13 protein-coding genes are annotated in these 14,767 nt (G+C 38.2%); 3 read left to right on the top strand and 10 right to left on the bottom strand.

Features of this window, described 5'->3' with window-relative positions; all coding sequences use genetic code 11:
- Positions 1-884 precede the first annotated feature (884 nt).
- Complete coding sequence (locus CXF64_RS14275; protein WP_024590156.1) at positions 885-2,465, top strand: BCCT family transporter; 1,581 nt, start codon at positions 885-887, stop codon at positions 2,463-2,465.
- A 242-nt stretch (positions 2,466-2,707) separates the two neighbouring features.
- On the opposite strand, the gene CXF64_RS14270 is transcribed toward CXF64_RS14275, so the two are convergent.
- From CXF64_RS14270 to trhO, 3 genes are all read right to left on the bottom strand, one after another.
- Positions 2,708-3,418, bottom strand: a complete 711-nt coding sequence (locus CXF64_RS14270; RefSeq protein WP_101217326.1) for a 3'-5' exonuclease — start codon at positions 3,416-3,418, stop codon at positions 2,708-2,710.
- A 3-nt stretch (positions 3,419-3,421) separates the two neighbouring features.
- Positions 3,422-5,317, bottom strand: a complete 1,896-nt coding sequence (locus CXF64_RS14265; protein ID WP_101217325.1) for a DUF294 nucleotidyltransferase-like domain-containing protein — start codon at positions 5,315-5,317, stop codon at positions 3,422-3,424.
- Between the two features lie 148 nt (positions 5,318-5,465).
- Positions 5,466-6,473, bottom strand: coding sequence for an oxygen-dependent tRNA uridine(34) hydroxylase TrhO (gene trhO, locus CXF64_RS14260; protein WP_007583069.1), 1,008 nt, complete (start codon positions 6,471-6,473; stop codon positions 5,466-5,468).
- Positions 6,474-6,681: 208 nt separating this feature from the next.
- On the opposite strand from trhO, the gene CXF64_RS14255 reads away from it, so the two are divergent.
- Positions 6,682-8,010, top strand: a complete 1,329-nt coding sequence (locus CXF64_RS14255; RefSeq protein WP_007583068.1) for a DEAD/DEAH box helicase — start codon at positions 6,682-6,684, stop codon at positions 8,008-8,010.
- Positions 8,011-8,012: 2 nt separating this feature from the next.
- On the top strand, positions 8,013-8,846 hold the full coding sequence (locus CXF64_RS14250; RefSeq protein WP_101217324.1) for a CvfB family protein: 834 nt from the start codon (positions 8,013-8,015) through the stop codon (positions 8,844-8,846).
- A gap of 43 nt (positions 8,847-8,889) precedes the next feature.
- Here CXF64_RS14250 and CXF64_RS14245 read toward each other — a convergent pair whose 3' ends face one another.
- From CXF64_RS14245 to cmk, 7 genes are all read right to left on the bottom strand, one after another.
- A complete protein-coding gene (locus CXF64_RS14245) occupies positions 8,890-9,264 on the bottom strand; it encodes a hypothetical protein (RefSeq protein ID WP_101164055.1) in 375 nt (124 codons plus the stop codon).
- Positions 9,265-9,357: 93 nt separating this feature from the next.
- Positions 9,358-10,062: an orotidine-5'-phosphate decarboxylase gene (pyrF, locus tag CXF64_RS14240; protein ID WP_101217323.1), complete on the bottom strand. Its 705-nt coding sequence runs from the start codon at positions 10,060-10,062 to the stop codon at positions 9,358-9,360.
- 350 nt (positions 10,063-10,412) lie between these two features.
- Positions 10,413-11,549 carry a lipopolysaccharide assembly protein LapB gene (lapB, locus tag CXF64_RS14235; RefSeq protein ID WP_010552858.1) on the bottom strand — a complete coding sequence of 379 codons (1,137 nt, stop codon included), beginning with the start codon at positions 11,547-11,549 and terminating at the stop codon, positions 10,413-10,415.
- Positions 11,550-11,551: 2 nt separating this feature from the next.
- Entirely contained in the window at positions 11,552-11,833 is a 282-nt protein-coding gene (locus CXF64_RS14230) for a lipopolysaccharide assembly protein LapA domain-containing protein (RefSeq protein WP_007583056.1), read from the bottom strand.
- A 21-nt stretch (positions 11,834-11,854) separates the two neighbouring features.
- On the bottom strand, positions 11,855-12,142 hold the full coding sequence (gene ihfB / locus CXF64_RS14225; protein ID WP_007583054.1) for an integration host factor subunit beta: 288 nt from the start codon (positions 12,140-12,142) through the stop codon (positions 11,855-11,857).
- A 67-nt stretch (positions 12,143-12,209) separates the two neighbouring features.
- Positions 12,210-13,877, bottom strand: a complete 1,668-nt coding sequence (rpsA, locus tag CXF64_RS14220; RefSeq protein ID WP_002961176.1) for a 30S ribosomal protein S1 — start codon at positions 13,875-13,877, stop codon at positions 12,210-12,212.
- A gap of 95 nt (positions 13,878-13,972) precedes the next feature.
- Positions 13,973-14,683, bottom strand: coding sequence for a (d)CMP kinase (gene cmk, locus CXF64_RS14215; RefSeq protein WP_007583052.1), 711 nt, complete (start codon positions 14,681-14,683; stop codon positions 13,973-13,975).
- Between the last annotated feature and the right edge of the window lie 84 nt (positions 14,684-14,767).

Below are 14,767 nucleotides of genomic sequence, written 5' to 3'. Positions count from 1 at the left end.
TCCTTTGCCTATCTATTTATAAAATATAGCTTAGGGCATGCTGAGCTTTTTGGATTGAAATTTGTTCAATCTAGGGGCGATTAAATCGCGGCACGAGGTTTGTAACCTAGTGGGCTAAGTAAAAACCGAGTAACAAAGAGTTAATCGTCCCTAGAAAGAACCCAAAGGGCAGTGTATGTTTGGTATTTATGCTGCGTTATCGCCTATTTATGGGGAATGACCACACTACATAGGCTCTGCCTTGCCTAAAAACCAAACATACTACTGTAAATTCAATCGCCAAAATTCAACATGCCCTAATGTTGTGTTAAATCATATTCATATTACAACTTGATTAAAGATGCTTATCAGCTTATAAATTTATACTAGCCCTAAAGGGAAATTTGCTCTTTGCAGCTCGTTTTTTAATTATTCTTACGTGCATGTAAGCATGCAGAATAACGCAGGAGCAGTTATCGAACCGTTAGGTTACAAACCTAGGATCGATTAAACAGCTCCTAAATTGAACAAATTTTAATCCTAAAAGATCAACAAGCCCTAGTATTTAAGCATTAATTAAGTTGCTTAAAAGTGATCTTTTTTTACTTAACTAAGTAAATTAATACTTTTAATAGCAAACTAAATTTTAACGTTCACTGAATTTATAATTTTAGGGCTTTTTAAATAAAAGAATCATTAATTTGGCTATATAAACAGCGTTTTAAATACAAATTCATTTACATTTAATATTTAACTCATACACTACTAGCTGTATGATCACTCTTCAAATTAGTTAGTCTTCAAATAATTACGGTATTACTTTTTACTTAATATTTAAAGGCTAATGTAATTCGATATGACGCCAAATTTATTTTGGCTTGTTAGGACAACTAAAGAGGTATTGCATGAAGGAAAATCATGACAAATATAGTATTGACAATACGGACTACACCGTAGGTCAGGACAACGTACAAAAGTGGGGGTTTGATATACACAACCCTGTTTTTGGAACTAGTGCGGGCCTGATTGTCATCTTTTTAATCGCCATACTTGTTACCGACCCACAAACTGCAAAAACAGCGCTTGATAGTATCAAGACCGATATTATTAATAATTTTGATGCCCTATTTATGTGGGCTGCTAACTTCTTTGTACTCTTTTGTTTAGCACTTATTGTTTCTCCTTACGGGAATATTCGCCTTGGTGGTGATGATGCTAAACCTTCTCACTCTCGAGTTTCATGGCTTGCTATGTTATTTGCTGCAGGTATGGGTATCGGCCTTATGTTTTGGGGCGTTGCTGAACCGGTTGCTTACTTTACTGGTTGGTACGAAACACCACTTAATGTAGCCGCTAATACACCAGAAGCTGCAAAATTAGCAATGGGCGCAACTATGTTCCATTGGGGTCTTCATCCTTGGGCTATTTACGCTGTTGTTGGTTTATCTCTTGCATTTTTTACGTATAACAAAGGTTTACCGCTTTCTATTCGTTCTATTTTTTATCCTATATTAGGTGATAGAGCATGGGGTTGGCCTGGTCATATCATTGATATCTTAGCTGTACTTGCTACGTTATTTGGCCTTGCAACATCTTTAGGTTTAGGTGCTCAACAAGCCTCTGCAGGTATTAACCATGTATTTGGTACAGAAGGTGGCATTGGCTCTCAAATTCTAGTTATTGCGGGTGTAACACTTTTAGCCATTGTTTCTGTGGTTCGCGGTATTGACGGTGGTGTGAAACTGCTAAGTAATGTAAACATGTTAATTGCTTTCTCATTATTATTGTTTGTTTGTTTAGTGGGCTTTGCTGTAGCAATGGGTAATGTACCGACTACCGTGATGGGCTATGTAGAAAACATTATTCCATTGAGTAATCCTCACGGCCGTGAAGACGAAACATGGATGCATGGCTGGACTGTATTTTACTGGGCTTGGTGGATTTCTTGGTCACCGTTCGTAGGTATGTTTATCGCGCGTGTATCACGTGGTCGTACAATTCGTGAGTTCTTAATTGCGGTATTACTCGTCCCTACTGCTGTCACTATTTTATGGATGTCTATATACGGCGGTATTGCTATTGATCAAGTAGTTAATGGTGTTGGTGCACTAGGCACTAATGGTTTAACTGATGTCCCTTTAGCTATGTTCCAGATGTTTGATGCATTACCTCTATCTAATATCTTATCATTTATTGCGATTATATTAGTGTTAGTATTTTTTATTACGTCATCTGACTCAGGCTCATTAGTCATTGATTCAATTACAGCTGGCGGTAAAATTGACGCACCGGTGCCACAACGTATATTTTGGGCAACGGTAGAGGGCGCAATTGCAGCGGCCTTACTTTGGATTGGTGGTACACAAGCAATCGAAGCACTACAAGCAGGTGCTGTTTCTACAGGCTTGCCATTTACTATTGTATTGTTGTTTATGTGTTTAAGCTTAGTTTTAGGTTTACGAACTGAGCCTCGCCCAGTTAAATAATACTTTTAGTAAGCAATACTTTTAATTAGTAACGAAAGCGCCGCAATTTTTGCGGCGCTTTTTTATTTAACTATTTAAGGTTATATCCATTCGCTTAATAAAGTGATCTATTTTGTGGCAGGAAAAACTTCTCGATAGTAAGGCAAAATTTCTTTATTTAATTGATCTAAATGAGAAATTTTTAACGCAGCTAGCGTCAGGTTTAACCCTCAATATGATTAAAGTATTATTGCGTATTAGTATTATACCCACAACTCTGAGATTGGAGTATCTACACGGTAATGATGACTCAGTTGCGCTTGTAAAAGCTCAGCTGTGGCAAGTGCATCCGTTAACGCATTATGATTTTGGTACGCAGGTAGGGAATAACGCGCACGGCAATCTGTTAATCTGAGCGAGCCTAGTTTTGTATTAAATAATCGGCCTAATAAACCTTGCCTCTCTTTTAGTGCTCTTTTTTCTAGCTCCATTGTGTCAACAAGAGCAAACTCAACACCTTCTTTAAGCCTTAGTAATAACGCATTATTTAAAAAATGGCGTTCTATTGCGGCGTAATGTACCACGACAACTTTACCACTTAGCGCTTCAAGTAAAGGCTCAATAATTCGATTAAAGTCTGGGGCGTCATCCACCTCAGAGTGCGTTATTCTATGGATTAAAATAGACTCTTCATGCAGGTTACGTCTTGGTTGAACAACCCAATGCCGGCTGTGTTTGCAATAAATACGCTTTAAATTAAACGGCACTAAGCCAACACTCACAATATCGTCGTTTTGGCTATTTAAACCTGTTGTTTCAAAGTCCATTGCTACGAAAGGCACATCTTCTACAGCGGCTTTATCTTGATTATAAGCACCTGCATAAAAGTGTTTTAGAAGTTTATTTTCGGTGCTGTTGGCAAGCTCGTTATATCTAGCTTGCCAATCAACTGCTTTGTAATTACGCGGGTTCATAGGCTACTTCACACCTGAGTTTGCTGTGTAGCTAAATTTCAAATAGCTTTGTGCTTTTTCTAAAATAGCGAATGCCTCTTTCAAGTTTCGCTGTTCAAAAGGAGACAGTAAATGTGGGTCTAAGTCGTTATCAGGCTCTTCGCCCTTCTCTATTTGCCACGCTTGATGGCGAATTCGCATCATGGCAATATACTCAAGTGAATCACGTAAATCTTGCGCTTTACCCTGCGGTAATAGCTTAGCTTCAATAATATCTTCTAATCGCTCAAACGAGTTTTGTTTACGCGAACCAATAGCTAATGCGTGTACGCGTATAACATCAGAAAGTGGTGCAGTACCTCTTCGTTTTAAGTTCATTGAACGCTTATGTTGGCCGTTATGCTCCATAACAAAGCCTTTAAAAAAGCCAAGCGGTGGTGTCCTATTTCGAGCATTTGCAGCCATATTTGCTAGAAATATACGATTCACTTTACTTTGTTTCGCTATAAATATTTTAAGCTCGTCGGCCCACTTGGTTTTGCCCCACACACCGTCTAAATCAAAAAATATAGAGCTATTAAGCAGTGCTTGTGGTTTTGGCTGGGCTATCCAATCAGCAAATTGATCGAACCACTCTGAGCGAGTTTTACGCCATTTTTTAAACGACGCCATTATTTCGCCATCACAATAAGTGTAACCACACTGCGCTAAGCCATCACACACAAAATCGGCAATATTTTGAAAGTACGCGTTATATTTTTCATCGTCGTAACTGTCATCTAAAATTAGTGCGTTATCTTGATCAGTTACAATAAGTTGCTCGTCGCGAGCCATGGAGCCCAGTGCAATAAAACAATAAGGAACGGGAGGTGGACCAAACTTTTCTTCAGCTAATACCAGTAATCTTTGTTTAAATGTACGCCCAATAACGGCCATGGCAGTGCCAATCATGTGTGAATTTGCATCTTCATTAACCATACGGACAAATACATTGGGTAATTGGCGTGCATAATGCGCTAAATCCTCAATTGTTTGTTGAGCAAGTATGCCGCGTACAAGTAATAAGCTGCTTTGCGATTCGTAACGTAAAATATCAGAGAGGGAGATAACTCCTATAGGACGTCTTTTTTGTACTACGGGTAAATGATGAAGATTATCTCTGAGCATGGCCAGTACTGCTTCAAAAATATAGTCATTAGCGTCTAAAAGCACTAAGTTAGTAGACATAATCTCTTTTGCTTGTGTGTTAAAAGCAAGCCCTTTAGCCACTACTTTTGAGCGTAAATCCCTATCGGTTATTATGCCAACGACTTGTCCATCATCTTCCTCAGGATCGTCGTTTATTGGTTTATTTACATCGGTTACCAAAACTGACGATACCGCCTCTTCGGTCATTAATTTAGCGATATCTTGTATTGTAGATGTTGCATCTACGGTGACTACATCTCTGTGAATTAATGATTTTACTTTAGCGGTTGTAAGGTCATTGCCATCGGCTTGTTCAACAATAGCTTGATGTAAACGCACGTTACCATCTGTTTCAAAGTAATCAGCAAACGCATCAAACTCATCACAGTAACGATTAAATAGCTCGACATTTATACAATAAACTAACGTATCTTCAAGGGCAGTTGCAGGAAAACGCACCTTACGGTTCATCAATAAACCCATTTGACCAAATATTCCTGCGATGGCCAAACGATTGTATAGCTCACCATTTCGGCGATACATTTCTACAGAACCACTTCTAATCACATACAAATCAGATATGTCTTGTCCAAAACTTAAAATGTCTGTTTTTGCTCTAAAATAAGCAACTTCTACTTGTTGAGCTAGCTCATTAAGCGCTTTTTGAGGTAAGTCATCAAAAGGAGGATGTTGTGCTAAAAATTGTGCGATTTCAACTTGTTCGGCTTGCATAAATCCCTTCCTGTATGCGCATTAAAATGACTAAATATGTTTTGCAGATTAACACTATCATCGGAGTGTGAAAACAATTACTACACAATTTTGGGCACAAAAAAAGAGCCTAAATAGACTCTTTAAATATAATACTTATTGTAAAAATTTATTTACCGCGCTGAGCGTCTTTTTGGGCTTTTTTGGCTTCTTTACGTTGCTGTAAAACAGCTTGTGCCTCATTACCAATATGGCCTTCACCACGCGCTTGCGCTAATTCTATTTGCTTTTGGCGCTCCGCAAAACGTGTCCGCTGCTCGTCTGTCACTTCTTCAATACAATGGTGACAAGATACACCTTCCATGTATTCAGGCTTTAACTTTTCGTCTTCTGTAATTGGCATACGGCACGCGTGGCATTGATCATAAGAGCCCTTTTGTAAGTCGTGATCAACCGCAACGCGATTATCAAATACAAAACATTCGCCTTCCCACATGGTTTCTTCTTTTGGCACTTCTTCTAGATATTTTAAAATGCCGCCTTCAAGATGATAAACTTCATCAAAACCTTGCTCTTTCATGTAGGCCGTCGATTTTTCGCAGCGGATACCACCTGTACAAAACATCGCTACTTTTTTATGTTTTTCAGGGTCTAAGTTTTCTTTAGCCCACTGTGGAAATTCGCGAAAGGTTTTAGTATTTGGATCGACTGCATTTTGAAATGTACCAATTTCAATTTCGTAATCATTACGTGTATCAATTAAAATTACTTCTGGATCAGATATAAGTGCGTTCCACTCATTTGGCTTTACATAGCTACCCACAACTTTAAGCGGATCTACGCCTTCAACGCCCATCGTTACAATTTCTTTTTTTAGTTTTACTTTAGTGCGGTAAAACGGGCATTCATCATCGTAAGATTCTTTTGTTACGATGTTTTTTAAATTTGGTTGCTCATCAAGCCAGGCTAATAAGTTGTCTATCCCTTCACGTTTTGCAGAAACAGTGCCGTTTATACCTTCGGCAGCGAGTAGTAAAGTACCGCGTACTTCATTTGCTTCCATCACTTCAAGCAACGGCTTACGGATAGCTTCAAATTCAGGTAAACCAACAAATTTATACAGCGCACATACTACAAAGTGATCGCCCGTTACATTATCTTTATGAACAACAGTCATTATATTTCCTATTTTGCCTTATTAGCCAGTATTGGCGTTTACCGAATCGTAAATCCGGCGCATATGGGGCGCGTATTTTACGCTTTTTTAGTTTAATTGCAAAAAATAGCGCTATAGATTGGTTTTTACTGTTAGCGACCTATCTGTGTAAGCTATAATGCGCTGATAAATTTATAGACTTAATTTGCTCATTTTGGAGAAACACACATTGCAGTTTACTGATCTTGGGATTGATACACGCCTTGAAACACAGTTAGCACATCAAGGGATCACCCAGCCCACCGATATTCAAGCGCATGCAGTGCCTACCGCACTTGCAGGGCATGACATTTTCGCTCAGTCTAAAACTGGGTCGGGCAAAACCTTGGCGTTTTTATTACCTGCTGTACAAAGGGTTATGAAACAAAAAGCACTCAGTAAACGCGATCCTCGTGTACTTATTGTTGCTCCTACTCGTGAGCTTGCTACGCAAGTATTTACTCAGCTGCGTTTATTAATTGCAGGCACAGCCATTAAGGCCGTAAAAATACTTGGTGGCGAAAACTTTAATGACCAAATAAAAGCACTTAGAAACGATCCACAATTCGTAGTTGCTACACCAGGGCGTTTAGCTGATCACATTACAAAACGTTCATTACAATTGAGTGGACTAGAACTGCTTATTTTTGATGAAGCCGATCGTATTTTAGATTTAGGCTTTACCGAGCAGTTAAAAATGATTAACGAGCAAGCTAATCACCGTTTACGTCAAACGTTATTGTTTTCTGCAACACTTGACCATGCACAAGTAGATGCTCTATCACGTAACCTATTAAAAAAACCAAAGCAAATTACGCTAAGTGCAGCGAATGAGCAACATAGCGATATTAAACAAACTTTATATCTAGCCGATCACCTTGATCATAAAGAAGCGCTATTAGAGCACTTTTTGAATCAAGATGATGTTGGTCAATGCATTATCTTCACAGCAACACGTTCTGACACTAGTCGCTTGAGTGAAGCGCTTAATGCTAAAGGCTTCAAGTCTGTAGCGCTTGCTGGTGATTTAACACAAAATAAACGTTTAGATATAATGGATTCGTTTAGTCGCGAAAACTTTAAAATATTAATCACAACTGATGTTGCATCTCGTGGTTTAGATTTACTAAGTGTAACGCATGTTATTAACTTTGATTTACCAAAACACGCTGAAGAATATGTACACCGCATAGGTCGTACAGGACGAGCAGGCTTTAAAGGTAACGCAATTTCATTAGTTGGCCCAAAAGATTGGGCAAGTTATTTAGCTATTAAAGCATTTTTAAATGATGAGTTAAAATTTGCGAGCGTAGAGGGCTTAAAAGCTAAATTTAAAGGTTTAAAAGAGAAAAAGCCTGAGGCAACGTGGGATAAATCTAAAGAAAAATCCGCCGCTGTTAAAAAGCCTGTATTTAAACGCAAAGCCAAACCTAAAAAGCCAACAGCACCAATTAAAGCACCAATGAACATTGATGGCGATACACCAATGCGCCGTAAAAAAAAGACTGAGCAGGAATAATTATGAGTTACCTAGGAACCACACAAACATTATTTGTAAAAGAAGTGAGTAACGAAGGTGCTTACTTAGATGGTCATGATTTAGGTGAAGTGTTTTTACCAAAACAAGAAATTAAACATGAGCTTGAAGCGGGCGATAGCATTAGTGTATTTATCTTTTTAGACAACGCTAACTTAGCAACTGCCACAACTAAAAAGCCACACGCACAAGTAGGTGAATATGCCCTGCTTCGCGTTAAAGAAATTAATAGTATTGGTGCATTTTTAGATTGGGGTCTTGAGAAAGATGTACTAACCCCGTTTAACGAACAAAAACCACGCATGCAAGAAGGTCACTCATATTTAGTTCGTCTGTACCTTGATAATGCAAGCCAACGTATTTGTGCATCAAACAACTTTAATCGCTTCCTATCTAAAGATGAGCCACAATATACTCACTTACAAGAAGTAGATTTAATTGTTGCTGGTAAAACAGATATTGGCTACAAGGTATTAATTGAAGAATCGCATTTCGGTGTTGTTTTTTACAATATGGTATTTAAAAGCTTATTTGTGGGTCAAAAGCTTAAAGGCTTCATTCAGAAAGTACGTGAAGATGGAAAAATTGATGTTGTATTAGAAAAACCAGGTATGGGAAAAGTAAGTGACCTTGGTGAAACTATTATGCAAAAACTTAAAAACGAAGGTGGAGTTATCCCATTAGGTGATAAATCTGAACCTGAAGCAATAAAAAAGATGTTTTCTACTAGTAAAGCTAACTATAAAAAAGCAATTGGTGGATTATTCAAAAAAGAGTTGATAGATATTGAAGCGAAATCCATTCGCTTAAGATCTTAATTATAAATAATAGGCTGTAATTACTAATATTATCTGTTTGTAATTAACCTAAAATATACTTATAAGGCAATGTACATTGCGTATATTGCCTTGAATAATCAAGCACTTCACCTTTTGACTCTAGGTTAAGCGGTGCCAAACGAAAAACCTTCTTTTCGCATTCTATTTTTTTATCATCAAGCTTAGATATGCAATCAGTTACTGTTATATGCTGAGATATGAGTGTATCCTCATTTTTGTAACATAGGTGGTGTGCATAATCTTGCATTGTTTGTTTAAAATCGAACATATTGACAGGGTAACTCGTGATTATATCTGTTACTGATGTAACATCATCATATGCTTTATTAGAAAAAAGATTTTTATTTACTGAAAAACCCGCAACAATAATAATTATAAAACCTAATAATAACTTCAAAACAAACCCCTACTACATTTCAATCCTAATAATGTAACATAAAATATACATGAGGTAAGGGCTTTTAGCACTATATTGCTGCTTTTTGTTAAATTATGCTATAGATCTATTAACATCACTAAGCACTTTTACGGGATCATCTGCCTGAGTAATAGGTCGGCCTATAACTAAATAATCACTTCCTGCATCTATTGCTTGCTTAGGAGTCATAATACGCTTTTGATCGCCAGCATCACTGCCTTCAGGACGTATACCTGGTGTTACAAGTTTAAAGTTCTCACCTAACTCTGCTTTTAAAGCTTTTGCTTCTTGTGCAGAACACACAACGCCATCAAGCCCTGCTTCCTTTGCAAGCTTAGCTAAATATATAACTTGCTCTTGAGCAGATTTATCAACGCCTAAACGCTTTAGTTCTGTTTCATCCATGCTTGTTAATACAGTAACCGCGATAAGTAATGGCGCTTTATCGCCAAATTGTTCTAGAGCCGATTTAGCTTTGCTCATCATTTCAAAACCACCAGAAGCATGAACGTTTACCATCCACACACCCATTTTCGCAGCTGCAGTAACAGCTTTAGCTACTGTATTAGGGATGTCATGAAATTTTAAATCTAGAAAAACATCAAAACCTAAATCAATTAACTCTTTAACAAATGCAGGTCCAAAATAAGTAAACATCTCTTTGCCTACTTTAAGACGACATGTATCAGGAGAAAGTTGTTTAACAAAGTTTAAAGCAACCTCTTGATCATCGTAATCTAATGCTATAAGAATTTTTTTTGACTGTTCGAAAGACATGACTATCCTAATGTATGGCTATAATACCAATCCGCAATAATACTTAATCAATTTGAGGACCAAATCTGACGCTAACTGCGTTAAAAATTTCTTATATAGAACAATAATATTACGAAATTTTTGCCTTGTTATCGACACAATTTTCTTACCTCAAAACAGACCACTTAATTAAGCGAATTGATATAAAGTAATTGTATAAGTAGATTTAATGCAATAGTGCTAGCTGGTAATTTGAGAGAAGGTGTAGAGAAATTTATATAGACACAACATCAAAAAATTCCAACCCAGTAAACTCTCAGTTTAATTTGCTAAAATTATCATAGTTAAATCCGATATTATTTAAGGGGTTATTAAAATCCGTCTAAGCCTCGACTTGGAACAATGGTTTCCCAATGCTTACAAGAAGGGCAATTCCAATATATGGTGTAGCTTGTAAAACCGCAATGCTGACATTGGAAATCAGGTTTTGTAGCAATATAAGAGGTTACAAGCTTATCAATTTCATTAAGTACTTCTTTAGTATTTTTATTTTGGTCACCCATTAATTGCAGTAAAAAACTGAAACCACGAATAGTAGGTTGACGTTTTAAGCTATCAGTTAGAAATTCAAAGGCTTGTTTAGTGTGTCCTTGCTCAAGCAATGCTTGGCAATGTTTTATTTTAATTAATACACCGCCCTTTTCTAACAAGTCACTGACTAATTCATGAAATTGATGCGTTAAATTTAATTGTTTATAGCTGTGAGCTAGCTCATCAATAAACAACGGCGCAAACAAAGTGAATTGTGATACAAGCTCACGCCAGTAATAAATAGCTTTAACGTAATCTTCTTTCGCGTAAGCAACTAATCCTAACTCGTAAAGCGGACGTACGGCTTTATAATTTAAGCTAATCGCTTTTCTCATTAGTTGGGGTGTGTTATCACTTAAAGCTGATTCACAATAAAAATTAGCAATCGCTTTAAATTGTTGTTCTTTTGAAAATAGTTCGCTGTGGGCTTCAAACATGTTGATGCCTTTTTCCCATTCACGGGTTTGCGAATATAAAGTAATAATAGGGTCTAGCGCTTCTACATGGCCAGCCTTAACTAACCAAACTAAGTGCTCTTCTGCACTATCTAGTAGACCAGCCATTATATAATCTTCGGCAAGTTCTAAACGGCTAGTTGCAGCTTGTTGTTCATTTAAGCCTGGGTGTTTTAATAGAAGTTCATGAATTTTAATTGCGCGGTCTAATTCACCTCTACGGCGAAACATGGTGGCAAGTGTAGAATAGTGTTCAACAGAGTCAGCTGAAACTTCAAGCAAATTAATCAAGTGCTCTAAGCCTTGGTCTTCTTCTCTGTCGAGTAGAAACTTTAAGCCTTTGCTGTATTCAGAAGTGATCTGACGGTTTAGTTGATGAGCTTGGTTTTTAGCACTGTTTTTACCCATAATCCAGCCGTAACCGGCGGCAACAGGTAATAGTAAAAACAAAAGCTCAATCATAGTTAGGTGTCTTTATTCGCGGCAAGCTTTTTTTTATCTTTTTCAGGCGCTAATTGCTTTTTTAAGCGGTAGTTTTGCCACTTTAATTGTGAAAACAATTTAAAGCTAATAAAACAACCCACTAAAACACCTAATAAAAAGCAGATACTTATTATTACAGCTAAAGGTAGTGTATTACTGGCTATAATATAATTTATTTGTACTAACTGTGGGTTTTGTGACCCTAATACAAATGCACTGATAAGGCATAGCGCAACCAGAATAATTTTTAATACCTTGAACAAGTAACTACTCCACTAAGTTAACTAGGCAATGCTTTCATTTACGCGGTCGCGTAATTCTTTGCCTGGTTTAAAATGAGGTACATGCTTTCCTTCAAGCTCAACTGTATCGCCAGTCTTAGGATTACGACCTGTGCGAGGAGCGCGGAAATGCAAAGAGAAACTACCAAAACCTCTGATCTCAATACGATCTGAAGTAGATAATGAGCCGGCCATTTGTTCAAGAATTTCTTTTACAGCATTCTCAACATCTTTCACTGGAACGTGTGCGTGTTGTTCCGCAAGTGTTTCTATCAGTTCTGACTTAGTCATAGCGTTTCCTTAAAAAGAGATATAGGAAGGGCAAAAAATGCCCTTCCAACTAAAAACTAATTATATATTAGTCTTTTTGTGCATTTGCGAAAGCAGCTGCCATTGCGTTTTCAAACACTGGCTCTTCTTTCTTAAGCTTCTCTAGTACTTCTTTCTCTTCTGCTTCGAAAAGAGCTTTTACAGATAAGCTTAAAGTGCGGTTCTTACGATCAACACCAACGTATTTAACTTCAATCTCGTCGCCTACAGAAACAACAGTAGTTGCATCTTCAACGCGTTCTTGAGCGATATCAGCTACACGGATGTAACCTTCAACGCCTTCGATAAGTTCAACAGTTGCGCCTTTCGCATCAACTTCAGTCACTTTACCTTTAACAATAGCACCTTTTTTGTTTGCATCAAGGTAGTTATTGAATGGGTCAGCTTCGATTTGCTTAACACCTAGAGAGATACGTTCACGCTCTGGGTCAACTTGCAATACGATAGCAGTGATTTCGTCGCCTTTCTTGAATTCACGTACAGCTTCTTCGCCAGGTGTATTCCAAGAAATGTCTGAAAGGTGTACAAGACCGTCAATACCACCGTCAAGACCGATAAAGATACCGAAGTCAGTGATTGATTTGATCTTACCAGTAACTTGATCGCCTTTGTTTTGTAGACGAGCAAATTCCTGCCAAGGATTAGCAATACATTGCTTAAGACCAAGAGAAATACGACGACGTTCTTCGTCAATTTCTAAAACCATAACTTCAACAGTGTCGCCTAAGCTAACAACTTTTGAAGGATGGATGTTTTTGTTAGTCCAATCCATTTCAGAAACGTGTACTAAACCTTCAACGCCTTCTTCGATTTCCACGAAACAGCCGTAATCTGTAAGGTTAGTAACACGACCAGAAAGTTTAGAACCTTCTGGGTAACGACCAGCGATAGCTGCCCATGGATCTTCACCAAGCTGTTTAAGGCCTAGAGATACACGAGTTTTATCTTTGTCGAATTTTAGAACTTTAACTGCGATTTCGTCGCCAACATTAACGATTTCTGAAGGGTGCTTAACACGCTTCCAAGCCATATCAGTAATGTGTAGTAGACCATCAACACCACCAAGGTCAACGAATGCACCGTAGTCAGTAAGGTTCTTAACGATACCTTTAACTTCTTGGCCTTCAACAAGGTTAGCAAGAAGCTCTTCACGTTCTTGTGAGTTTTCAGATTCGATAACTGCACGACGTGAAACAACAACGTTGTTACGTTTTTGGTCAAGCTTGATTACTTTAAATTCAAGCTCTTTGCCTTCAAGGTGAGTTGTGTCACGTACTGGACGAACATCAACAAGTGAACCAGGTAGGAAAGCACGGATTGAATCAACTTCAACTGTGAAACCGCCTTTAACTTTACCGTTGATAACACCAGTAACAGTCTCTTGCTCTTCACATGCTTTCTCAAGACGGATCCATGCTTCGTGACGCTTAGCTTTCTCACGAGAAAGAATAGTTTCACCGAAACCGTCTTCAATTGCATCTAGTGCAACATCTACTTCGTCGCCTACAGCAACTTCAAGTTCACCAGCAGCATTTTTGAACTGCTCTGCAGGGATAGCACTTTCTGATTTAAGACCAGCATCTACAAGTACAATGTTATTCTCAATAGAGATTACTGTACCTTTAACGATAGAGCCTTGCTCTGCTTCAAAACCCTTTAAGCTTTCTTCAAATAACTGCGCAAAATTTTCTGACATACGAATATACGTCTCATATATTAATACCAATAAGCAACCATGCTGCATGGGGTTGTTAAAATAGCACTGGCATCCTGCTGGCGCATAAAATGTGTTTAGCTTCGTTTAGGAAGCTTACCTTCAGAGATTGCAATATCCAATAAAGTTATTACCTTATCAAACACTTGCTGTGCATTGAGCTCGCTAGTATCAAGCTCAATAGCATCATCTGCAGGTACAAGCGGAGCAACGGCACGATTCATATCGCGCTCGTCACGAGCTTGAATGTCCTGTAATAGACCACTTAGTGTAACATCAAGACCGCGCGTATTCAACTCAACAAAGCGTCTACGAGCACGCTCTTCTGCACTTGCTGTTAAATATATTTTTAACGGCGCATCTTGAAAAACCACAGTGCCCATATCACGGCCATCGGCAATTAAGCCGTTTTCAGTGCGAAATGCACGCTGGCGACGTAATAACGCTTCACGAACGCGAGGTAATGCTGCAACTTTTGATGCTGCAGCGCCTACTTCTTCATTACGAATAGTAGTAGTTACATCTTCGCCTTCTAAAATAACTTTTCCTGCATTAGTTTGGCTATCTACCAAAAACTGCACATCTAAATTTGCAGCAAGAGGGACAAGCCCTTCTTCATTGTCTAATGCAATTTGGTGATGAAGTGCAGCTAAAGATAAAACGCGATAAATCGCACCGCTATCTAATACATCCCACCCTAACTTGTCGGCTAACAAGCGACAAACAGTTCCTTTACCTGAACCACTTGGGCCATCAACGGTGATCACGGGCATTAATAACGCCTGCATTTAAAACCTCCTGCAATGCACACCTAAATAAACCGCGACATTATACGTCAGTTATTAAAATATATCTGCTATTAGTGTGTAACT

It is taken from the genome of Pseudoalteromonas sp. GutCa3 (assembly GCF_002836155.1).
GTDB classification, from domain to species: domain Bacteria; phylum Pseudomonadota; class Gammaproteobacteria; order Enterobacterales; family Alteromonadaceae; genus Pseudoalteromonas; species Pseudoalteromonas arctica.
The sequence above is the reverse complement of the archived record's forward strand: the minus strand, read 5'-3'. Positions and strand labels throughout refer to the sequence as shown.

What these genes read in the sequence shown, in the direction of transcription:
- CXF64_RS14275 (WP_024590156.1), top strand. Translation starts at nt 885, where the DNA reads ATGAAGGAAAATCATGACAAATATAGTATTGACAATACGGACTACACC.
- CXF64_RS14270 (WP_101217326.1), bottom strand. Translation starts at nt 3,418, where the DNA reads ATGAACCCGCGTAATTACAAAGCAGTTGATTGGCAAGCTAGATATAAC.
- CXF64_RS14265 (WP_101217325.1), bottom strand. Translation starts at nt 5,317, where the DNA reads ATGCAAGCCGAACAAGTTGAAATCGCACAATTTTTAGCACAACATCCT.
- trhO (WP_007583069.1), bottom strand. Translation starts at nt 6,473, where the DNA reads ATGACTGTTGTTCATAAAGATAATGTAACGGGCGATCACTTTGTAGTA.
- CXF64_RS14250 (WP_101217324.1), top strand. Translation starts at nt 8,013, where the DNA reads ATGAGTTACCTAGGAACCACACAAACATTATTTGTAAAAGAAGTGAGT.
- pyrF (WP_101217323.1), bottom strand. Translation starts at nt 10,062, where the DNA reads ATGTCTTTCGAACAGTCAAAAAAAATTCTTATAGCATTAGATTACGAT.
- lapB (WP_010552858.1), bottom strand. Translation starts at nt 11,549, where the DNA reads ATGATTGAGCTTTTGTTTTTACTATTACCTGTTGCCGCCGGTTACGGC.
- ihfB (WP_007583054.1), bottom strand. Translation starts at nt 12,142, where the DNA reads ATGACTAAGTCAGAACTGATAGAAACACTTGCGGAACAACACGCACAC.
- rpsA (WP_002961176.1), bottom strand. Translation starts at nt 13,877, where the DNA reads ATGTCAGAAAATTTTGCGCAGTTATTTGAAGAAAGCTTAAAGGGTTTT.
- cmk (WP_007583052.1), bottom strand. Translation starts at nt 14,683, where the DNA reads ATGCAGGCGTTATTAATGCCCGTGATCACCGTTGATGGCCCAAGTGGT.